The organism is Streptococcus pseudopneumoniae, from assembly GCF_001074565.1.
GTDB lineage: Bacteria > Bacillota > Bacilli > Lactobacillales > Streptococcaceae > Streptococcus > Streptococcus pseudopneumoniae_J.
In genome coordinates this window covers 37,121-59,329 of sequence record NZ_JUQX01000037.1, presented here as the reverse complement: position 1 = coordinate 59,329, position 22,209 = coordinate 37,121, and the positions used below count along the sequence as shown (strand labels likewise).

The 22,209-nt window shown below is 42.4% G+C and carries 23 protein-coding genes; 19 read left to right on the top strand and 4 right to left on the bottom strand.

What is annotated here, in order from left to right; genetic code table 11:
* Positions 1 to 44: 44 nt before the first annotated feature.
* Entirely contained in the window at positions 45 to 1,007 is a 963-nt protein-coding gene (locus tag ADI74_RS06155) for an asparaginase (RefSeq protein WP_049537788.1), read from the bottom strand.
* A gap of 65 nt (positions 1,008 to 1,072) precedes the next feature.
* Between ADI74_RS06155 and ADI74_RS06150 the strand changes: the two genes are divergently transcribed.
* Together ADI74_RS06150 and ADI74_RS06145 are read left to right on the top strand one after the other, a co-directional pair.
* Positions 1,073 to 2,458, top strand: a complete 1,386-nt coding sequence (locus tag ADI74_RS06150) for a Cof-type HAD-IIB family hydrolase (RefSeq protein ID WP_049537786.1) — start codon at positions 1,073 to 1,075, stop codon at positions 2,456 to 2,458.
* 502 nt (positions 2,459 to 2,960) lie between these two features.
* On the top strand, positions 2,961 to 4,805 hold the full coding sequence (locus ADI74_RS06145) for a CAP domain-containing protein (RefSeq protein WP_049537783.1): 1,845 nt from the start codon (positions 2,961 to 2,963) through the stop codon (positions 4,803 to 4,805).
* 121 nt (positions 4,806 to 4,926) lie between these two features.
* On the opposite strand, the gene ADI74_RS06140 is transcribed toward ADI74_RS06145, so the two are convergent.
* Positions 4,927 to 5,379: a universal stress protein gene (locus tag ADI74_RS06140; protein WP_000079162.1), complete on the bottom strand. Its 453-nt coding sequence runs from the start codon at positions 5,377 to 5,379 to the stop codon at positions 4,927 to 4,929.
* Positions 5,380 to 5,545: 166 nt separating this feature from the next.
* Between ADI74_RS06140 and ADI74_RS06135 the strand changes: the two genes are divergently transcribed.
* The 17 genes from ADI74_RS06135 to pflA all read left to right on the top strand — a co-directional run bounded on the left by ADI74_RS06135 (position 5,546) and on the right by pflA (position 20,829).
* Positions 5,546 to 5,845 carry a hypothetical protein gene (locus tag ADI74_RS06135; protein WP_049537781.1) on the top strand — a complete coding sequence of 100 codons (300 nt, stop codon included), beginning with the start codon at positions 5,546 to 5,548 and terminating at the stop codon, positions 5,843 to 5,845.
* A 146-nt stretch (positions 5,846 to 5,991) separates the two neighbouring features.
* Positions 5,992 to 7,206, top strand: coding sequence for a pyridoxal phosphate-dependent aminotransferase (locus ADI74_RS06130; RefSeq protein WP_049537780.1), 1,215 nt, complete (start codon positions 5,992 to 5,994; stop codon positions 7,204 to 7,206).
* Positions 7,207 to 7,350: 144 nt separating this feature from the next.
* Entirely contained in the window at positions 7,351 to 7,485 is a 135-nt protein-coding gene (gene rpmH / locus ADI74_RS06125) for a 50S ribosomal protein L34 (RefSeq protein ID WP_000831905.1), read from the top strand.
* Positions 7,486 to 7,628: 143 nt separating this feature from the next.
* The gene (locus ADI74_RS06120) at positions 7,629 to 9,593 is read left to right on the top strand and encodes a peptide ABC transporter substrate-binding protein (protein WP_049537778.1); all 1,965 of its coding nucleotides are present in this window, start codon (positions 7,629 to 7,631) and stop codon (positions 9,591 to 9,593) included.
* Positions 9,594 to 9,672: 79 nt separating this feature from the next.
* Complete coding sequence (locus ADI74_RS06115) at positions 9,673 to 10,446, top strand: TatD family hydrolase (RefSeq protein ID WP_049537806.1); 774 nt, start codon at positions 9,673 to 9,675, stop codon at positions 10,444 to 10,446.
* A complete protein-coding gene (gene rnmV / locus ADI74_RS06110) occupies positions 10,446 to 11,024 on the top strand; it encodes a ribonuclease M5 (protein ID WP_049537777.1) in 579 nt (192 codons plus the stop codon). Before ADI74_RS06115 ends, rnmV begins: the two co-directional genes overlap by 1 nt.
* A complete protein-coding gene (locus ADI74_RS06105) occupies positions 11,021 to 11,875 on the top strand; it encodes an SDR family NAD(P)-dependent oxidoreductase (RefSeq protein WP_049537775.1) in 855 nt (284 codons plus the stop codon). Before rnmV ends, ADI74_RS06105 begins: the two co-directional genes overlap by 4 nt.
* Positions 11,876 to 12,092: 217 nt before the next feature.
* Entirely contained in the window at positions 12,093 to 12,428 is a 336-nt protein-coding gene (locus tag ADI74_RS06100; RefSeq protein ID WP_049537773.1) for a hypothetical protein, read from the top strand.
* The gene (gene rsmA / locus ADI74_RS06095) at positions 12,425 to 13,297 is read left to right on the top strand and encodes a 16S rRNA (adenine(1518)-N(6)/adenine(1519)-N(6))-dimethyltransferase RsmA (RefSeq protein WP_049537772.1); all 873 of its coding nucleotides are present in this window, start codon (positions 12,425 to 12,427) and stop codon (positions 13,295 to 13,297) included. Before ADI74_RS06100 ends, rsmA begins: the two co-directional genes overlap by 4 nt.
* 1 nt (position 13,298) lies before the next feature.
* Positions 13,299 to 14,174: a ribosome small subunit-dependent GTPase A gene (rsgA, locus tag ADI74_RS06090; RefSeq protein ID WP_049537770.1), complete on the top strand. Its 876-nt coding sequence runs from the start codon at positions 13,299 to 13,301 to the stop codon at positions 14,172 to 14,174.
* 13 nt (positions 14,175 to 14,187) lie between these two features.
* Complete coding sequence (gene rpe / locus ADI74_RS06085; protein WP_049537769.1) at positions 14,188 to 14,844, top strand: ribulose-phosphate 3-epimerase; 657 nt, start codon at positions 14,188 to 14,190, stop codon at positions 14,842 to 14,844.
* Positions 14,807 to 15,469 (top strand): thiamine diphosphokinase, encoded by a 663-nt coding sequence (locus tag ADI74_RS06080; protein WP_049537768.1) that lies wholly within the window; start codon positions 14,807 to 14,809, stop codon positions 15,467 to 15,469. Before rpe ends, ADI74_RS06080 begins: the two co-directional genes overlap by 38 nt.
* Before the next feature lies 1 nt (position 15,470).
* Positions 15,471 to 16,727, top strand: coding sequence for a DNA recombination protein RmuC (gene rmuC, locus ADI74_RS06075; protein ID WP_049537766.1), 1,257 nt, complete (start codon positions 15,471 to 15,473; stop codon positions 16,725 to 16,727).
* On the top strand, positions 16,717 to 17,658 hold the full coding sequence (locus tag ADI74_RS06070; protein WP_049537764.1) for a 3'-5' exoribonuclease YhaM family protein: 942 nt from the start codon (positions 16,717 to 16,719) through the stop codon (positions 17,656 to 17,658). Before rmuC ends, ADI74_RS06070 begins: the two co-directional genes overlap by 11 nt.
* 104 nt (positions 17,659 to 17,762) lie before the next feature.
* Positions 17,763 to 18,590 carry a pur operon repressor gene (gene purR / locus ADI74_RS06065; protein ID WP_049537761.1) on the top strand — a complete coding sequence of 276 codons (828 nt, stop codon included), beginning with the start codon at positions 17,763 to 17,765 and terminating at the stop codon, positions 18,588 to 18,590.
* 66 nt (positions 18,591 to 18,656) lie between these two features.
* Positions 18,657 to 19,913: a diaminopimelate decarboxylase gene (locus ADI74_RS06060; protein WP_049537760.1), complete on the top strand. Its 1,257-nt coding sequence runs from the start codon at positions 18,657 to 18,659 to the stop codon at positions 19,911 to 19,913.
* 121 nt (positions 19,914 to 20,034) lie between these two features.
* Entirely contained in the window at positions 20,035 to 20,829 is a 795-nt protein-coding gene (gene pflA / locus ADI74_RS06055; protein ID WP_049537758.1) for a pyruvate formate-lyase-activating protein, read from the top strand.
* Positions 20,830 to 20,899: 70 nt separating this feature from the next.
* Here the strand turns inward: pflA and yidC are convergent, their stop codons facing one another.
* Together yidC and ADI74_RS06045 are read right to left on the bottom strand one after the other, a co-directional pair.
* Positions 20,900 to 21,829 carry a membrane protein insertase YidC gene (gene yidC / locus ADI74_RS06050; RefSeq protein ID WP_049537805.1) on the bottom strand — a complete coding sequence of 310 codons (930 nt, stop codon included), beginning with the start codon at positions 21,827 to 21,829 and terminating at the stop codon, positions 20,900 to 20,902.
* Between the two features lie 77 nt (positions 21,830 to 21,906).
* Positions 21,907 to 22,185 carry an acylphosphatase gene (locus ADI74_RS06045; RefSeq protein WP_001174610.1) on the bottom strand — a complete coding sequence of 93 codons (279 nt, stop codon included), beginning with the start codon at positions 22,183 to 22,185 and terminating at the stop codon, positions 21,907 to 21,909.
* Between the last annotated feature and the right edge of the window lie 24 nt (positions 22,186 to 22,209).

Below are 22,209 nucleotides of genomic sequence, written 5' to 3'. Positions count from 1 at the left end.
GGAAATCGCGTAGATTTCCTGATTTTGCGTTCTAGAGAAGGGGCTTAACCTTCCATATAGTCTTTTAAGGCTAGTCCTTTTAGTCCAGCATTAAGGGCAATTAATAATTTGAGGCGCGCTTTTTGGGCGTTGAGTTCTTTGACAAAGAGAACGCCAGACTTTTGCAACTGCACTCCTCCCCCTTGGTAGGCGTAGACGGGCTCGGCAATCCCGTTAAAGCAACGTGAAACCAAGGCGACTGGGATTCCTTTTTGGAGGAGAGTTTCTAATTTTTGGGCTGTTTCTTTGGGAACATTTCCAGCTCCAAAAGCTTGAATGACTAACCCATCTAGGTGCTCTAAATCCAGCATGTCAATCAATTCATCAGTCATACCTGCATAAGCGGAGATGATAGGCACCAGACCTTGTATGCAATCAAGATCAAAGCGAACTCGTGGCTCGGCTGTTTTGAAGTAGAGGATTTCTTGCTTCATGACGAGGCCGAGAGGCCCGTGAGTAGGAGTTTGAAAGGTCCCGACGTTGGTGGTATGGGTTTTGGTGACGTACTTAGCTGCGTGGATTTCATCGTTCATGACGACCAGGACACCCTTGTCAGCTGACTTGTCATCGCTTGCGACTCGTAAAGCGCTCAGATAGTTATAAACGCCATCGCTACCGAGTTCGTTGGAACTACGCATAGCTCCTGTTAGAACGATGGGCATGTTGGGGATTTTCATGGTATCTAGAAAGTAGGCTGTTTCTTCCAAAGTGTCCGTCCCATGTGTAATCACAACCCCATCGTAGTTGTCTGCTTCCTCTCTAATCTTATGGTAGAGGGCTAGCATGTGTTTGGGTTTGATATGGGGGCTTGGTAGGTTAAAAAAGTCTAGGGCATGGACTTCTATCCCTTTAAGTGGATTGGAAACATGGTTCATGGGATTGTCCTGACTAGTTACAACGGCACCAGTGGCGTCTGCTTGCATGGAAATAGTCCCACCTGTATGTAAAACAAGGATTTTCTTAGGCATGATTTAGTCACTCTTTCTGAAATGTGGTATAATCATTGTAACACAAAAGGGGAGAATGGGATAGGATGGAAGTCAAGGCTGTTTTTTTTGATATCGATGGAACGCTAGTCAACGATCGCAAGAGTGTTTTGAAATCCACTAAGGACGCGATTAAGATTGTCAAAGAGCAAGGAGTGCTTGTTGGAGTAGCGACAGGACGGGGGCCTTTCTTTGTCAAGGAATTGATGGAAGATTTAGACTTGGATTTTGCAGTGACCTACAACGGCCAATACATTTTTAATAAAGAAAAGGTACTCTTTGCAAGCCCAATCGCTAAGTCAAGCCTGCGTCAACTGATTGCTTATGCTAAAAAGGAGCGTAAAGAAATCGCTCTTGGAACGGAGCATGCAGTTGTTGGCTCTAAAATTATGTCCTTTGGTCTTGGATCCTTTTCACAGCTGGTTAGCCGTTTTATCCCGACTGTCTTAACAAGAACCGTTAGCCGTTCCTTTAATCGAATAGTTAGCAAGGCAGTCCCTCAAAAGGAAGATGACCTGCTTCGTTTGATAAATGAGCCAATCTATCAAGTGTTAATGCTGATGACTCCAGAAGAATCTGAGAAAGCTGCCAGTGATTTTGAAGATTTGAAATTGACTCGAAGCAATCCTTTCGCAGCAGATATCATCAACCAAGGGAATTCAAAATTAGAAGGCATTCGCCTAATTGGGAAAGAATATGGTTTCGACCTCAACCAAGTCATGGCCTTCGGAGATTCAGACAATGACCTGGAAATGTTGGCGGGTGTCGGCATGTCTGTGGCTATGGGAAATGGCAGTAACAGCGTTAAAGAGGTTGCCAAACATATCACTACAAGTAACCAACAAGATGGCATCCACAAGGCGCTCGAACATTTTGGTGTTTTGGCAGCAGAAAAGGTATTTGTCAGCCGGGACTATCACTTCAATAAGGTCAAAACCTTCCACCACATGATGGATGAACGAACCCAAGAAGAACCACGGGCCTGGGATGTTGAAGGAGCAACCCACCGTGCAGACTTTAAAATTGAAGAATTAGTAGAGTTTGTTCGCGCAGCAAGTTCTTCGGAGGAAGAATTCCAGCAGTCGCTTGCAAGTATGCACGAGGCGATTGATAAGGCTGCAGAGAAAGTGGTGAAAAAGACACCGGCCCAAAAAGATTTGATTGGACAAGTTGATGCCTTAATCGATACCCTCTACTTTACCTATGGTAGCTTTGTCTTGATGGGAGTAGATCCGGAACGTATCTTTGATATTGTTCACGAGGCAAATATGGGGAAAGTGTTCCCTGATGGAAAAGCACATTTTGATCCAGTTACACATAAAATTTTAAAACCAGATGACTGGGAAGAGCATTATGCCCCAGAAGCTACGATTCGAAAAGAGATCCAACGCCAGATGAAGGCCTATGAGCGCCACAAAGAAAAACAGAAATAAGTCATGAAGCCTTTCTTGGGATAAAAACCAGGAAAGGTTTTTCTTGAATCTATAGTAACAGAAAACGAACATTTGTAAATATATCACTAATTATTATAAGCATTTTTATACTAGAAAATGAAATGAAAATATTTGTATTGTTTTCGGAAGAATAATGATAGTATACTGAAATTACACAAAATAGCTAAAAGCAATATATTTTAGTATAATATATCGCTTTTTGTAGATTTTTATCAAAAATATGTAAGTCAAATTATTTGATATTTAAAACTTAGTGTGTTAGAATGAATTCAGAAAGCGAATAAATATAAAATCCTCGTACTGCTATAATATGCTCTTTTTAAAGACAGTAGTCAACTTGTTTATTTCAAGCCTGTTAATAAGTTGATGTGAGGAATTCACTCTAGCTTTGAGGTTTAGTTATAAAATTGTGCACAATTGCTTTCCAAATTTTTATTATTTTAATTTTCAAGTTTAGAAATTCAAAAATTAAGAGGTTGAAATGAAGAAAAAATATACCTATTTGACAGCTTCTGTTTTAACAGCTGTAACAATGCTTCCAACTTTTGCACCAAGTGAAGCTCACGCTGCTTACAATTGGAATGGGAATAATAGCTACTATACAAGAACTAGCCGTCGTTCAAGCAATCGTACTTCTAACCGTACTACTGCAAATCGTGGCCGCACATCAAACTATACTGTAAGAAGTTATGGCTACAACAGTTATTACCCAAGCTATAACTATGGCTACAATAGCTACTACCCAAGTTATAACTATGGATATGGTAGCTATTACCCAAGTTACAACTACGGTTACAATAATTGGAATAACTACTATGGCTATGACAACAGTAGCAACTACTATGGTTATAACTATTGGAATGATTACAACAATCTTGCTAGCGATGAAAACTATATTTACTGGAATGGCAATCACTACTACCGTATTTATCGTGACGGTCAGTGGAAACCTTTGACAAACAATAGTAACAACAACTCATCTACTAACAACTTGGAAAACGATCCGCACTATCGTTACGAAAATGGGTACCATTACTATGTATTGGACAATGGTGATTATTACTACTACCAAAATGGTAAGTGGGTATTGGTGAAAGATTCTGCTGATACAACAACACCAGCACAACCGGCAACACCTGCTGAACCAAAACCAGAACAACCAACAACTCCGGTTGAGCCAGCACACCCAAGTCAACCTGAAGTTCCTGCTCCAACACCAGCAGAACCAGAGACTCCAACACCAGCTCCTAGTGATAAACCTGAAGAGCCAACAACACCAGCTGAGTCAAAACCAGAACAACCAGCAACTCCAGCTACCCCAACAACACCAGGTTTGGTAACGACTGATGAACCAAGTGAAAACCAAATCCCTGATTATGTTGAAAAACCAGCTGAAGGATTGGAACACTTGGCTTGGGCACCAAATGGACAAACTCCAAAATTGGTTTACCCACCAGGTAAACTAGGTGATGCAGTCCTCAAGAATGATAACAACTACTACTTCGATGGTAGTGCACATTACTACTATGTATCATCTAACTCAGAGCGTACAGGTTACTCAGCATACTGGAAGTGGCTTGGAGGAAAATGGAAACTTCAAGGGATGACTGATCCAAACGATCCAGCTCGTGATCCAAAACTTCACGAAAACACTGCTGATGACGAGTACATGTACAGTGACAAGAACTCAAGCGTGAAACTTTACTCAACTAACTTGGTAACGACTGCTAAAGCAGGTCAAGCATTGCCATTCAAGAATGTTGAAGAGTTCAAAAACTATGTCATCGAAAAAATGAATCCTAAGTTCCTTGATAACTCTGGTTGGGATGCTAAAGTTGAGTGGGAAATAGAAGATCCAGAAATCTTTGAGAAGACTAAAGAAAACCCATACGCTAAGGACTATGTTTTGATTGCAAATCTCAAGAGTGGTGTCGAAGACAAGAAATACAGTGATGTAGAATTTGGTTATGTGAAGTTTGTTTACCGTGTTGAAGCAACAAACGATACAAACTATGACTATGTTTCAAAAGCGAAAGAAGCTTTTGCTAAAATCAATGAGACTCGTAAGGCTCAAGGATTGAAAGAATTGACTTGGTCTGAAGACATTTATCAAAATCAAGCACTTCCGAAAGCAAATGAAATTTCACGTCAGTACGATAGCACAGGCTTTGTAGGACGTCGTGATGAAGATGCTGCTGTTGTCATTAAAAAATGGGCAAACAGTGGTTTGAGAGACTTGCTTCTCGATCCGAATGTCACTGAAGGAGCTGTAGCAGCAGTAGTTGATGGAAACGGTGTATACTACTGGGCATACAGTTACAAATAATTCAATCTTTTGGGATTAACTACTTTCTAAATAAGATTGAGGCTTTAAACAATTGTTTAAAGCCTTTTTGTGACCCAATCAGGACAAATGAAAAGGAGTCCAAGACTCCCTTTTTTAATGATTACAATGTTTTCTCACTTTCTCTCACAACCAGCAAGTCGACTTTGGCATGGCGGAGAATGTACTCAGATGAAGAGCCAACCAAGAGGCGTTCAAAAGCATTGAGACCTGTTGCACCAACGAGAATCAGATCGACATTTTCTGCGTCTGGAATAGTACGAGCAAGGAGGGTTTTTGGATTTCCCATTTCGATGACGATGTGGATATCAGTCACACCAGCGTCTCTTGCACGTTTTTCGTACTCCTTCATCAGACTTTCAGCATCGACTTGGAGTTCTTCGTAAACTTCAGCATCAAAGGTAGACACGCTTTGAAGAGCGCGTGTGTCAATAACATGGGCAATGGTGAGCTTGGATTCGTTGCGTAGAGCAGTGTAAACACCTTTGACGAAAGCCAAGTCCGCTTCTTTAGAACCATCAATTGCGACCATAACATTTTGGTAACGTTGTGCCATAATGAAACCTCCTGAAATTTTCTTACTGTTATTGTAACCCTTTTCATTAAAGAAGTAAAGCAAAAATCATATTTAAATAAATATTATTGGAGATTCATTTTGGTGGAGATATGTTAAAATAAAAGAAAACGGGATAGTAGAAAACACAGCGAGGGGATGAGAAAGTATGAAAGATTTTGTTCAAGCTTCTAAAAAAATAAGTTTTCTTTATCATGGAGTTATCCTTGCGTCACTTGTAGGAGAAGTAGTGATGGTTTGGCAGCTAGAGAAGATTATTCCGATTCTTTATCCAGGATTTGTGGGATTTTTGCTTTTTCATTTGGTTTATCATCTAATCTTATTTTTAGTAGCCAAAAGAAGTGGCCACATGGACTATTTGGTCACGTGGGGGCTCTTTCTTATGTTTAATCTTTTGTATGATTCTTTTTTAGCTTTGGTCTTTCTTGGTCTGTCTTTTGGTATGTGATAGGACTTAGCTAAAGGATCAATCTTCTATGTCCGAAGGGTTTCGCATTTAGTGAGACTTTTCTTTTGCTTACTCATTTCTGAAAACTTGTCGCATGGCCTGTCTAGTGGTATAATGTTACTATCCTGATGAATTGAGGAAAAAAGATGAAAGAATTTAACAAGTCTAGTAAGTTAGAGCATGTGGCTTATGATATTCGTGGTCCGGTTTTGGAAGAAGCCATGCGGATGCGCGCAAATGGTGAAAAGATTTTGCGTCTAAATACAGGGAATCCTGCTGAATTTGGTTTTACAGCACCTGATGAGGTCATTCATGATTTGATTATGAATGCGCGTGATAGTGAAGGTTACTCTGATTCCAAGGGTATTTTTTCGGCGCGTAAGGCTATTATGCAGTATTGTCAACTGAAAAAATTTCCAAACGTAGGCATCGACGACATCTATCTAGGTAACGGTGTCAGTGAGTTGATTGTTATGTCTATGCAAGGGCTTTTGGATAACGGTGATGAAGTCTTGGTACCTATGCCAGACTATCCTCTCTGGACGGCTGCTGTCAGCTTGGCTGGAGGAAATGCTGTTCACTATATCTGTGATGAAGAAGCAGAATGGTACCCTGATTTGGACGATATTAAATCTAAGATTAGCTCTAATACCAAGGCTATTGTCCTTATCAATCCAAATAACCCAACTGGAGCTCTTTATCCTAAGGAACTCTTGTTGGATATTATTGAGATTGCTCGTCAAAACGATTTGATCATCTTTGCGGACGAAATCTATGATCGCATGGTGATGGACGGACATGTGCATACACCGGTAGCAAGTTTGGCTCCAGATGTCTTCTGCGTCAGCATGAATGGTCTGTCAAAATCTCACCGTATCGCAGGTTTTCGTGTAGGCTGGATGGTCTTATCTGGACCTAAGACTCATGTTAAGGGCTATATCGAAGGGCTCAATATGCTGTCAAATATGCGCCTTTGCTCCAACGTTTTGGCCCAGCAAGTTGTACAAACCTCGCTAGGAGGTCACCAGTCAGTGGATGAATTGCTCCTTCCTGGTGGACGGATTTACGAGCAAAGAAACTTCATTTACAATGCTATCCAAGATATCCCAGGTTTGTCTGCGGTCAAGCCTAAGGCGGGTCTTTATATCTTCCCTAAAATTGACCGTAATATGTACCGCATCGATGATGATGAGCAGTTTGTTCTCAATTTCTTGAAACAAGAAAAGGTTCTCTTGGTTCATGGTCGCGGTTTTAACTGGAAGGAACCAGATCATTTCCGTATCGTTTACCTTCCTCGTGTAGATGAATTGGCACAAATCCAAGAAAAGATGACACGTTTCTTGAGTCAGTATCGTAGATAGGGCTTTCATAGGAAAAGCTAGAAAACATTTGCTTGGAGCTATTGACAAAAGTGGCAGAATCAGATAGAATAGTAAAGTATGTTTAGTAACTGATCACTTTATAGCCGGCTAAACGAATACAAAATCTATGAGGAGGTATTCATCGTGAAACGTACTTATCAACCAAGTAAACTTCGTCGTGCGCGCAAACACGGATTCCGTAACCGTATGTCAACTAAAAACGGTCGTCGCGTATTGGCAGCTCGTCGTCGTAAAGGACGCAAAGTTTTGGCTGCTTAATCCAAACGAATTCAACAAAGAAGTCAGTAGGAACTCGAGTCTACTGGCTTTTCTTTTTTCCTATAATATCAGTCTGAAAATACTTTATATTTTTGCTGAAATAGTGTATAATATTTCATATACTATAAAAATGGAGAACAGATATGAAGAAATCACAAGCCCTTCTACTAGGGGCTGGAATTTTGAGTGCAAGCTTTTTGATGGCAGCTTGTGGCTCAACGCAGTCAAATGCTGCAGATAAAACCTACTCATATGTATTTGCAAGTAACCCAGATACATTAGACTATATCACTTCAACACGTGGATCGACCTCTAGTATTACGACAAACTTGATCGATGGTTTGTTGGAAAATGATAAGTACGGGAACCTCGTTCCTTCTATGGCAGAGTCATGGACAGTATCAAAAGATGGTTTGACCTATACCTACAAAATCCGCCAAGGAGCTAAGTGGTATACCTCTGAGGGAGAAGAATATGCTGAAGTGACAGCTCATGACTTTGTGACCGGTCTGAAGTATGCAGCTGATAAAAAGGCTGAAAACTTGTACTTGGTCCAAGACTCAATCAAAGGTTTGGCAGACTATGTTGAGGGGAAAACATCTGACTTTGAGACTGTTGGAGTCAAGGCTGTGGATGATTATACTCTTCAATACACCTTGAACAAGCCGGAGTCTTATTGGAATTCGAAGACAACCGGGGGGATTTTGAGCCCTGTGAGTGAAGCCTTTTTGAAATCCAAGGGAGATGACTTTGGAAGTGTAACGCCTTCTAGCATCCTGTCCAATGGACCATACTTGTTCAAGTCTTTCACATCAAAATCTTTAATTGAGTTTGAAAAGAACCCTAATTACTGGGATAAGGACAATGTGAAGATTGAGAAGATAAAACTTTCCTTCTATGATGGTTCAGACCAAGATAGTTTGGCTCGAGGATTCTTAGAAGGTAACTACACAGACGGACGTATCTTCCCGACAAGTTCTGTCTTTGACCAGCTGAAAAAAGGGAATGAGGATAAGATTACTTATACTCCTCAAAACGCTGTGACCTTCTATTATCTTTTCAATGTCAACCGTCAAAGTTACAATCAAACCATGAAACAGACGGATAAAGAAAAGACGGATTCACGTCTAGCTATGCAAAATAAAGATTTCCGTCAGGCGATTAACTTTGCCTTTGACCGTCATGCCTACGCTGCGCAGACAAATGGAGAAGATGGAGCTGACCGTATTCTTCGAAACACAGTCACACCGAGCAACTTTGTTCAAATCGGAGGCAAAAACTTCGGGGATGCTGTCAATGAAAAGATAGTCAACTATGGTACAGAGTGGTCAAATATCAATCTGAACGACGCGCAACCTGCCTTCTTGAATGCTGATAAAGCCAAGGCAGAATTCGCTAAAGCCAAAGAAAGTTTGCAGGCAGAAGGTGTTGCCTTCCCTATCCATTTAGATATGTTGGTTGACCAGACTGCTAAGTTAGACGTACAGCAAGCAAGTTCTTTCAAGCAGACAGTTGAAGAAACACTTGGATCAGACAATATTGTTATCGATGTGATTCAATTGTCTCCAGACGAGAAAGACAATGCAACCTTCTTTGCTGATACAGCTGAACAAAAGGACTATGACATCGACATTTCAGGCTGGAGCGGAGATTACTCTGATCCTAAGACCTATCTTGACCTCTTGGATCCAGAATCTGGTTCTCAGTTAAAAAATCTTGGTTTAACCCCAGGAAAAGACAATGATGTCAAGGAAAAAATTGATCTATCTACCTATAAGAAGTTGTTGGATGCGGCAGAGAATGAGGTTGAAAATACTCAGGCTCGCTATGAAAAATTTGCTGAAGTTCAAGCTTGGCTAACAGATAGTGCTCTTTTCCTACCCGTTCAAAGTGGTGGAGCCAATCCAATCTTCCGTAAGACTGTGCCGTTCACAGGAGCCTTCTCATTTGTCGGACACAAAGGGGATGCGGACAACTACAAGTATGTTGAGTTGCAAAAGGATCCTGTAACTGCGAAACAGTATCAAGAGCTTTATGAAAAATGGCAAAAAGAAAAAGCCGAATCCAACAAAAAAGCCCAAGAAGATCTAGCGAAACATGTAGAATAAAGAAAAAATGGAGAAAGAAGGCTTAACCTCTCTTTCTCTTTTTTGGTATAATAGAGGGAAGAAAACGAGGTTAGAAGAGATGATATTTGATACGCATACACATTTAAATATAGAAGAATTTGCAGGAAGGGAAGATGAAGAACTTGCCTTGGCTGCTGAGATGGGTGTGACTCGGATGAATATTGTTGGCTTTGACAAGCCGACTATAGAGCGCGCCTTGGAGTTAGTAGATGAGTATGAGCAACTCTACGCAACTATTGGCTGGCATCCGACTGAAGCAGGGACATACACAGACGAGGTCGAAGCTTACTTGCTTGAAAAGTTAAAACATCCCAAAGTTGTTGCCTTGGGTGAGATTGGATTGGACTATCACTGGATGACAGCATCTAAGGAGGTGCAGGAGCAGGTTTTTCGCCGTCAGATTCAGTTATCCAAGGATTTGAATTTACCTTTTGTGGTTCATACCCGTGATGCGTTAGAAGATACTTATGAGATTATCAAGAGCGAGGGAGTTGGTCCTCGTGGTGGGATTATGCATTCATTTTCAGGTTCTCTTGAGTGGGCTGAGAAGTTTGTCGAGCTTGGTATGACTATTTCTTTCTCAGGAGTGGTGACTTTTAAGAAAGCAACGGATATCCAAGAGGCTGCTAGGGAACTTCCTTTGGACAAGATTTTGGTAGAAACGGATGCGCCTTACTTGGCACCAGTTCCTAAACGTGGTCGCGAAAACAAGACAGCTTATACTCGCTATGTGGTGGACTTTATCGCTGACTTGCGTGGCATGACGACAGAAGAATTAGCTGCTGTGACAAGTGCCAATGCAGAGCGTATCTTTGGATTGGACAGCAAGTGATGAAAGAAAAAATTTCCCAAGTCATCGTAGTCGAAGGACGGGATGATACAGCCAATCTCAAACGTTACTTTGATGTAGAGACCTATGAAACACGAGGTTCTGCCATCAATGACCAGGATATAGAACGCATTCAGCGCCTGCATGAATTGCATGGAGTCATTGTCTTTACAGATCCAGATTTTAATGGGGAGCGGATTCGTCGCATGATTATGACGGCCCTTCCGACAGTTCAGCATGCCTTTCTCAAACGAGATGAAGCGGTTCCTAAGTCCAAGACCAAGGGGCGTTCACTGGGAATCGAACACGCTAGCTATGAGGACCTGAAAACAGCGCTGGCTCAGGTGACAGAACAATTTGAAAATGAGAACGAGTTTGACATTAGTCGGAGTGATTTGATTCGCCTTGGTTTCCTAGCAGGAGCGGATAGCCGAAAACGCAGAGAATATCTAGGCGAACAGCTTCGCATCGGCTATTCCAACGGCAAGCAACTCCTCAAGCGCTTAGAGTTATTTGGGATAACCTTGGCAGAGGTAGAAGAAGTGATGGCTAAGTATTCAGTCCAAGGGAGTCAGAAATGAAAAGAGTGATTATTACGGGTGGCAATAGTGGTATTGGTTATCAGGTTGCTAAACAATTAGCTGAAAAGGGATGGTTGGTAACTCTCTTTTGTAGACGGGAAGAAGCTGTGGAGAAAGCTTGTGAGGAAATTCGTCAACAGACAGGAAATCGACATGTAGATTATATCTTGGTTGATCTATCTGATATGAAGAGTGTCAGGGAAGCAGCGGAACAGTATATTCAAAAAGAAGACTTTCTAGACGTTCTAATTAACAATGCAGCTGACTTTGATTTGTCAGTCAAAAAGCCCATCCTGACTAAGGATGGTTTAGAAAAGCAATTTGCGACCAATGTTGCCGCCCCTTTCTTGCTGTCTATCTTGTTGAAAGGTTTGTTGGAAAAGTCTGAGAGTGGTCGGATTATTAATATTTCTTCTCAAGGGCTGATACTCTATCCTTTCATGAAACTTGATTTTGAAAATTTATCTGGTCAAAAACATTACAGTCCTGCTAAGACCTATTATCAAAATAAACTGGCCTTGTTGATGCTGTCGCTTTATATGCGGAAACATTGGAAAGGTATCAAGGTTCAGGCAATCCGTGTGACCAATGTCAAAGTTGATATGCGTCGCTATGATCACCTCAGCACTTTTATGAAAAATCTGTATAAAATCAAGTCAAAATTTTCGATTAGTCCTGAAGAAATGACCAAAGTTTATACAGCTTTATCTACAGAAGATCGCTATGAAGGATTTTTATATGACGAGAAATGCAAGGAAGTAAAAGCAAATGCACCTGCTTTCAAAGAAGAGGAGCAAGAAAAACTCTATTCTTTGCTTGAGCACCTGACTTTCTCAAGAGACAATCCATAAAGGATGAGAAAAATAAATTCCATGGACTGCTTCAATAGTGAAAAGAAATTCAGATATCTAACTCTGTTTGGAGTGACCTTGGCAGAAGTGGAAGAGGTGATGAAATCTTATGATAATAGTTGAGCAGACCTCAAAATGCATGGAGAATGTGTTACAATAGAGGTACTTAGATTTATTTTGATAGCGTTCAAATAGAAACTTATAAGGAGAGAGCAAAATGAAAATCCGAGTTGATAGAGATTCTGTCTGTATGGGGGATGATGTGTTACCTCACAAGGTAGAATTTGAAGTTCCGGAAGACATGACGGTGAAAGATTTTTTTGATTTTCTAGAATTGGAACGTTACCTACCTTCTGTCCAAGGGAATAATGTTGTCTGGGAACTTCGTAATAGAAACGGGGAACACGGAGTTTATTTCACCAAAACACGAGAAATCATTCATCCAGATGCACTCCTAAAAGAGATGGTGGAAGGATTTGATGGAACACCCTTATTAGTTTTGCTTTATCATTATACTCCAGAAGCTTACTATATTAGAAAAGAGAATAGATGAGAATTGCAGATTATAGCGTGACCAAGGCAGTGCTGGAACGTCACGGTTTTACCTTTAAAAAGTCCTTCGGGCAAAATTTCCTGACGGATACCAATATTCTTCAAAAGATCGTGGATACAGCTGAAATTGACGATCAGGTCAATGTTATTGAAATTGGTCCAGGGATTGGTGCTTTGACTGAATTTTTGGCTGAGCGTGCAGCTCAAGTCATGGCCTTTGAGATTGACCACCGTTTGGTGCCAATTCTAGCGGATACCCTACGTGATTTTGACAATGTTACTGTAGTCAACGAGGACATTCTCAAGGTCGATTTGACGCAGCATATCCAGAATTTCAAAAATCCAGACCTGCCAATCAAAGTGGTAGCCAACTTGCCCTACTATATCACAACGCCTATTCTCATGCACTTGATCGAGAGTGGCATTCCTTTTAGTGAGTTTGTCGTCATGATGCAAAAAGAAGTGGCGGATCGCATCTCAGCACAGCCCAATACCAAAGCTTACGGTAGTTTGTCGATTGCTGTTCAATATTACATGACAGCCAAGGTTGCCTTCATCGTGCCTCGTACGGTCTTTGTGCCAGCCCCAAATGTGGACTCAACCATTTTAAAAATGGTGCGCCGTCCAGAGCCTGCTGTAGCAGTAAAAGATGAGAACTTTTTCTTTAAGGTTTCCAAGGCTAGCTTCACTCATCGTCGCAAGACCTTATGGAACAACTTAACAGGCTACTTTGGGAAAACTGATGAAGTCAAGGATAAGCTGACCAAGGCTTTGGACCAGGCAGGCTTATCTCCATCTGTGCGTGGTGAAGCTCTTAGCTTAGCAGAATTTGCTAGCCTTTCAGATGCACTTAAAGGACAAGGACTCTAAGATGCAGGGACAAATTATTAAAGCCTTGGCAGGATTCTACTATGTAGAGAGTGATGGCCAAGTCTATCAGACACGTGCGCGTGGGAATTTCCGTAAAAAAGGCCACACGCCTTATGTTGGGGATTGGGTAGATTTTTCTGCCGAGGAAAATTCCGAAGGTTATATTCTCAAGATTCATGAACGGAAAAACAGTCTGGTCCGTCCACCTATTGTCAATATTGACCAAGCTGTGGTGATCATGTCTGTCAAGGAACCGGACTTCAACAGCAACTTGTTGGATCGTTTCTTGGTTCTTTTGGAACACAAGGGCATCCATCCCATCGTCTATATTTCTAAAATGGACTTGCTGGAAGATAGAGGAGAACTGGATTTTTATCAGCAGACTTACGGTGCCATTGGTTACGACTTTGTGACTAGTAAAGAAGAACTTTTGCCTTTGTTGACAGGAAAAGTGACGGTCTTTATGGGACAGACAGGTGTTGGAAAATCAACCCTCCTCAATAAAATCGCACCGGACCTCAATCTTGAAACAGGAGAGATCTCAGACAGTCTAGGTCGTGGTCGCCATACCACTCGAGCTGTTAGTTTTTACAATCTCAATGGTGGTAAAATCGCGGACACGCCAGGATTTTCATCACTGGATTATGAAGTGTCAACAGCAGAAGACCTCAATCAGGCTTTTCCAGAGATTGCCACTGTCAGTCGAGACTGTAAATTCCGTACCTGTACCCATACCCATGAGCCGTCTTGTGCAGTCAAGCCAGCAGTAGAGGAGGGTATCATTGCCAGCTTCCGTTTTGACAATTACCTCCAATTCCTCAGTGAGATTGAAAATCGCAGAGAAACCTACAAAAAAGTCAGCAAAAAAATTCCATAATAAGGAGAAACCTATGTCTCAATACAAGATTGCTCCGTCAATTCTGGCAGCAGATTATGCCAACTTTGAACGTGAAATCAAACGCCTAGAAGCAACTGGTGCAGAATATGCCCATATCGATATCATGGATGGTCACTTTGTACCACAAATCAGCTTTGGCGCAGGTGTGGTCGAAAGTCTTCGTCCTCATAGCAAGATGGTCTTTGACTGCCACTTGATGGTAGCTAATCCAGAGCATCATTTAGAGGACTTTGCGCGTGCAGGTGCAGATATCATCAGCATTCATGTCGAAGCAACGCCTCATATCCATGGTGCTCTTCAAAAGATTCGTTCTCTAGGTGTCAAACCTTCTGTTGTCATTAACCCTGGAACACCTGTTGAGGCGATTAAACATGTGCTTCACTTAGTTGACCAAGTATTGGTCATGACCGTTAACCCAGGTTTCGGCGGACAAGCCTTTCTACCTGAGACCATGGATAAGATACGCGAGTTGGTTGCCCTTCGTGAGGAAAAAGGCTTGAACTTTGAGATTGAAGTCGATGGTGGGATTGATGATCAAACCATTGCTCAAGCCAAAGAAGCTGGTGCTACAGTTTTTGTAGCAGGATCTTATGTCTTTAAGGGAGATGTCAATGAACGAGTGCAAACGCTCAGAAAACAACTGGACTAAAGTTGCAGTTTTTGCTGGTGGAGACCGCGGTCATTATCGGACGGATTTTGATTGCTTTGTCGGTGTGGATCGCGGTTCGCTCTGGATCTTGGAAGAAGACCTGCCTCTGGCTCTAGCAGTTGGAGATTTTGATTCTGTCACTGCAGAAGAGCGACAGGTGATTCAAAAACGTGCCCAGCACTTTGTTCAAGCCCGACCAGAAAAGGATGATACGGATCTGGAATTGGCTCTCTTGACCATCTTTGAGCAAAATTCTCAGGCTCAGGTGACTATTTTCGGTGCTTTGGGTGGTCGTATTGACCATATGCTGGCCAATGTCTTTCTGCCTAGCAATCCCAAGTTGGCACCCTATATGCGCCAGATAGCGATTGAGGATGGGCAAAATTTGATTGCCTATTGTCCAGAAGGGACCAGTCAGCTAGAACCCCGCTCGGACTACGACTATCTTGCTTTTATGCCAGTTCGGGATAGTCAGTTGACCATTATCGGAGCTAAGTACGAATTGACTGAGGAAAATTTTTTCTTTAAAAAAGTGTACGCTTCTAACGAATATATAGATAGGGAAGTTTCGGTGACTTGCCCAGATGGCTATGTCGTCGTGCTGCATAGCAAGGACAGGAGGTAGGATGGAGACTGTATTACTACTATTATTAATTGCCAATCTAGCTGGTCTCTTTCTCATTTGGCAAAGGCAGGATAAGCAAGACAAGTACCTAGCCAAGAGCTTGGAGGATCAAGCAGACAATCTTTCAGATCAACTGGATTACCGCTTTGAACAAGCCAGACAAGCTAGCCAACTAGACCAAAAAGACTTGGAAGTGGCTGTCAGTGACCGCTTGCAGGAAGTGCGAATGGAATTGCATCAAGGCTTGACTCAAGTCCGTCAAGAAATGACAGATAATCTCCTCCAAACCAGAGACAAGATCGACCAACGTCTTCAAGCCTTGCAGGAATCAAATGAGCAACGCCTAGAACAAATGCGCCAAACAGTCGAGGAAAAACTAGAAAAGACCTTGCAGACGCGCTTGCAGGCTTCCTTCGAGACAGTTTCCAAGCAACTAGAGTCTGTCAATCGTGGCCTTGGAGAGATGCAGACAGTTGCCCGCGATGTTGGTGCTCTCAACAAGGTTCTCTCTGGGACCAAGACGCGAGGGATTCTGGGAGAATTGCAACTGGGGCAAATCATCGAAGACATCATGACACCAGCCCAGTACGAACGAGAATATGCAACGGATGAAAACTCCAGTGAACGTGTGGAATACGCCATCAAGTTGCCTGGGCAAGGCGACCAGGAATACGTCTATCTACCAATTGACTCTAAGTTTCCACTGGCAGATTATTACCGCTTAGAAGAAGCCTATGAAGCGGGTGACAAGGACGAAATTGAACGCTGTCGCAAGTCACTCTTGGCAAGTGTTAAGCGTTTCGCCAAGGATATCAAGAGCAAGTATATAGCGCCGCCTCGGACGACCAATTTTGGAGTCTTGTTTGTTCCGACAGAAGGTCTTTATTCAGAAATCGTCCGCAATCCGATCTTCTTTGATGATTTGAGACGGGAGGAGCAGATTATCGTTGCAGGACCAAGTACCCTATCGGCCCTGCTCAACTCCCTATCGGTTGGCTTCAAAACTCTCAATATCCAAAAGAGTGCCGACCATATCAGTAAGACCCTTGCTAGCGTTAAGACTGAGTTTGGCAAGTTCGGGGGGATTTTGGTTAAGGCACAAAAACATCTTCAACATGCCTCTGGCAATATTGATGAATTATTAAACCGTCGCACTACAGCTATTGAGCGGACGCTCCGTCACATTGAGTTATCAGAAGGTGAGCCTGCGCTTGATCTACTCCATTTCCAAGAAAATGAGGAAGAATATGAAGATTAGTCACATGAAAAAAGATGAGCTATTTGAAGGCTTTTACCTGATTAAATCAGCTGACCTGAGACAGACACGAGCTGGGAAAAACTACCTAGCCTTTACCTTCCAAGACGATAGTGGCGAGATTGAAGGAAAACTCTGGGATGCCCAGCCTCATAACGTTGAGGCCTTTACCGCAGGGAAAGTGGTCCACATGCAAGGGCGCAGAGAAGTTTACAACAATACTCCTCAAGTCAATCAAATCACCCTTCGCTTACCTCAGCCTGGCGAACCCAACGATCCAGCTAATTTCAAGGTCAAGTCACCAGTCGATATCAAGGAAATCCGTGACTATATGTCACAAATGATTTTCAAGATTGAAAATCCTGTCTGGCAACGTATCGTTCGTAGTCTCTACACCAAATATGATAAGGAATTCTACTCCTATCCAGCTGCAAAAACCAACCACCATGCCTTTGAAACGGGTTTGGCTTTTCACACGGCAACCATGGTGCGCTTGGCAGATGCCATTAGCGATATCTATCCTCAGCTTAATAAAAGCTTGCTCTATGCCGGGATTATGTTGCACGACTTGGCCAAGGTTCTAGAACTCAGCGGTCCTGATCAGACGGAGTACACAGTGCGAGGCAATCTCATCGGTCATATCGCCCTAATCGATAGTGAAATCACTAAGGCAGTCATGGAGCTTGGCATCGATGATACCAGAGAAGAAGTGGTGCTACTGCGCCATGTCATTCTCAGTCATCATGGTCTTCTAGAATATGGTAGTCCTGTCCGTCCACGCATTATGGAGGCAGAGATTATTCATATGATCGATAATCTCGATGCTAGTATGATGATGATGACAACAGCTCTTGCTTTGGTGGAAAAAGGAGAAATGACCAACAAAATCTTCGCCATGGACAATCGTTCCTTCTATAAACCAGATTTAGATTAATAAATTAAGAAAAACGAGCATTTTTTACACAATAATGTTCGTTTTTTTATGTGAATGTGGTATAATGGATAAAATATCAAAATTAAATGGAATGGTAAATAAAAATGAAATTAAGAAGAAGTGATCGAATGGTTGTCATTTCCAACTATTTGATTAATAATCCATACAAACTAACCAGTCTCAACACCTTTGCAGAAAAGTACGAATCAGCTAAATCATCCATCTCAGAGGACATCGTGATTATCAAGCGTGCCTTTGAGGAAATCGAAATCGGCCATATCCAGACAGTGACTGGGGCAGGTGGTGGCGTTATCTTTACACCATCCATCTCTAGCCATGAAGCTAAAGAAATGATCGCAGACTTGCGTGACAAACTTTCAGAAAGCGATCGTATCTTGCCAGGTGGCTATATCTACCTGTCTGATTTGCTCAGTACACCTACCATTTTGAAAAATATTGGTCGTATCATTGCCAAGAGCTTTATGGACCAAAAAATCGATGCCGTTATGACAGTAGCAACAAAAGGTGTTCCGCTTGCAAATGCAGTTGCCAATGTCCTCAATGTTCCATTTGTCATTGTGCGTCGTGACTTAAAAATTACCGAAGGTTCAACGGTCAGTGTCAACTATGTATCAGGTTCAAGTGGTGACCGTATTGAGAAAATGTTCCTTTCAAAACGCAGCCTCAAGGCAGGCAGTCGTGTCTTGATCGTGGATGACTTCTTGAAAGGTGGCGGAACTGTCAACGGGATGATTAGTCTCTTGCGTGAGTTTGATTCAGAGTTGGCTGGTGTTGCAGTCTTTGCAGACAATGCCCAAGAAGAACGTGAAAAGCAGTTTGATTACAAGTCACTCTTGAAAGTAACCAATATTGATGTCAAGAACCAATCCATCGATGTCGAGATTGGCAATATCTTTGACGAAGACAAATAAGAGATAGAACTAAAGGTTGGAACGATTGTCCCAGCCTTTCTTTGCAAACAGAATAGAAGGACGCTTATGAAAACACCATTTATCAGCCGTGAAGATTTGGAAACGATTGTTGCAGAGTTCCCGACTCCCTTTCACTTATATGACGAGAAGGGAATTCGCGAAAAAGCAAGAGCGGTCAACCAAGCTTTTTCCTGGAACGAGGGCTTTAAGGAATATTTTGCAGTCAAGGCCACCCCAACCCCAGCCATCTTGAAAATCCTCCAAGAGGAAGGTTGTGGTGTGGACTGTTCTAGTTATGTAGAGCTCCTGATGAGTCATAAACTTGGATTTGCAGGTCCTGAGATCATGTTCTCATCAAACAATACGCCAGACCAAGACTACGCTTATGCCCATGAATTAGGTGCGACCATTAACTTGGATGCCTTTGAAGACATTGAACATCTGGAGCGAGTGGCAGGCATTCCAGAAATCATCTCTTGCCGTTACAATCCTGGAGGCGTTTTTGAGCTAGGAACAGATATCATGGACAATCCTGGGGAGGCCAAGTTTGGGATGACCAAGGACCAGCTTTTTGAAGCCTTTACAGTTTTAAAGGAAAAAGGAGCCAAGACTTTTGGGATTCATTCCTTCCTAGCATCCAATACCGTGACCCATCTCTACTACCCAGAGTTGGCTCGTCAGCTCTTTGAATTAGCTGTGGAAATCAAAGAAAAATTGGGCATTTCACTGGACTTTATTAACCTTTCTGGCGGAATTGGTGTCAACTATCGCCCAGACCAGGAGCCAAATGATATTGCGATGATTGGTGAGGGTGTGCGTAAGGTTTATGAAGAAGTCCTTACGCCAGCAGGTCTTGGTCAGGTCAAAATTTTCACTGAATTGGGGCGCTTTATGTTGGCACCTCACGGAGTTCTGGTTACAAGAGTCACTCATAAGAAAAAAACTTACCGTACCTATCTGGGCGTGGACGCCTCAGCAGTCAACCTCATGCGTCCAGCCATGTATGGGGCCTACCACCATATCACTAATCTGACTCATCCAGACGGAGCTGTTGAGGTGGTAGACGTGGTCGGTTCACTCTGTGAAAACAATGATAAATTTGCGGTGAAGCGCGAACTGCCTCATACAGAAATCGGTGATTTGCTAGTGATTCATGATACAGGTGCACATGGATTCTCCATGGGTTACCAGTACAATGCCAAACTACGCTCGGCAGAAATCCTCTATACCGAAGAAGGCAAAGCCCGCCAAATCCGCCGTGCAGAGCGCCCTGAGGACTATTTTGCAACCTTATATGGTTTTGATTTTGAATCGGATCATTAAAAGAAATTGAAAATGAAAGTGAAAAACAGATTGCTTTCTAAAAAATAGACAAAAAAACCTTGTTTTTCCCCTTACTCGTGATATAATAAAACTATAAAACGGTTTCAAGGAAGGTGACGATATGTCTGAAGAAACAATTGACTATGGACAAGTGACAGGAATGGTGCATTCGACAGAGAGTTTTGGGGCGGTAGATGGCCCTGGGATTCGTTTTATTGTCTTTTTGCAGGGCTGTCAGATGCGTTGCCAATACTGCCATAACCCCGATACATGGGCTATGGAGACCAATAAATCCCGAAAACGGACTGTGGACGATGTCTTGACAGAAGCTCTTCGCTACCGTGGTTTCTGGGGGGACAAGGGAGGAATCACTGTTAGTGGAGGAGAAGCCCTCTTACAGATTGATTTCTTGATTGCCCTCTTTACCAAGGCCAAGGAAAAAGGAATCCACTGTACCTTGGATACCTGTGCCCTTCCATTCCGTAACAAGCCACGTTATCTCGAAAAGTTTAATAAACTCATGGCGGTGACAGACTTGGTTCTTCTGGATATTAAGGAAATCAACGAAGAACAGCACAAGATTGTCACAAGCCAAACCAATAAAAACATCTTGGCCTGTGCCCAGTACCTATCAGATATTGGAAAACCTGTTTGGATTCGCCACGTGCTAGTTCCAGGTTTGACGGATAGAGATGACGACTTGATCGAACTTGGTAAGTTTGTCAAGACCCTTAAAAATGTTGACAAGTTTGAAATCCTACCTTATCATACGATGGGTGAGTTCAAGTGGCGTGAACTTGGAATTCCTTATTCGCTCGAAGGGGTCAAACCTCCAACAGCAGACCGTGTCAAGAATGCCAAGGAATTGATGGATACAGAAAGTTACCAAGACTACATGAAACGTGTTCATGGATAAAAAGAAGTCTGATGGAGACATCGGGCTTTTGTGATGCAAAAAGACTTAGCCTCTCAGCTAAGCCTTTTTCTTATTTTCTAGAATGTTGTTTTCCAGAATTGCGTTTTTTATGTTTCTTATTGCTTATGATAGCAGTTGCTTGGTCAGGAGTGACATCTTTGCGTCCACCTCCAGTCGCAAACGAACTTGCTTTTGGTGGGTTTTTGGCAAATTCTTCACGAACTTTTTGACGGAGTTTTGGACGGACAACATAGTTAACGATGAACTGTTGAAGAATCATCATGAAACCACCGACAACCCAGTAAAGCGTCACACTAGCTGGTGAGAAGAAGGAGAAGACGACAATCATGAGTGGGCTCATGTAGATCATTTTCTTGAGCTGTTCTCTTTGCATCTCATCTTCTACGCCATGAAGCGAGAGGAGTGATTGGAGATAGTAGAGGACACCAGCAAAGGCTACGAGGATCATACTTGGTGAACCAAGATCAATACCCAAGAAGGTAGAGCTAGCTACCCCTTCAGTGAGCTGGGCTGCAAAGTAGATAGCAGAGAAGAAAGGCATTTGAATGAGGATAGGGAAACATCCTACACCACCTAACATGCTAATACCGTGTTCTTTCTGAGCAGCAAAGAGAGCTTGTTGAGCCTCAAGTTTTTCTTCCTGAGTTGTTGCTTCTTTGAGACGTGTTTGATGTGGTTCAAGCACGTGTTTGAGGGCATTCATCTTTTCAGAGTGAAGTGTCGCTTTCCATGATTGGTAGATACCGAGTGGCAAGATAATCAAACGTACAATAATGGTTACGATGATAATAGCGACACCAAAACCAAGACCCTGGTCGTTGGCAAAGTACTTGATGGCTTCAGCCATAGGTGCTCCGATGGTATCCCAAATCAATCCTGTAGGTTGTCCTGTTGCTTTGTCTACTTGGACACAGCCTGTCAAGACGAGTAGCATAGCCACTCCCATAGCAGAGAGGGCAAAACGTTTAATAGATTTCAATGTTTTCATTCCTTCTTTAAAAATTATACCTTTCTATTCTACTGTTTTTTTGTAAAATATACAATAGTTCTGGAGACCTAATTTGCGACTTTGAAGTCTGAATAGGATGAAAAGTTGCTCATTTGCACATCTAGATAGGTAACTTTTGAAAAAGGCGTTGGTCCTTTACGGATTTCTTGGATAAATTTTGCCATAGTGGCGGAGGACTCTGCCTGAGCGAGAATTTCTACTGTACCATCGTCGTTATTCCAGACACGACCAGTGATGCCACCGATTTCAAGCGCTAGAGTAACAACACCCCAACGGAAACCAACACCCTGCACCCTGCCTTGGGCAATCATTCTAACCTTTTGCATACTAACCCCCTTTGATTGTGTTAT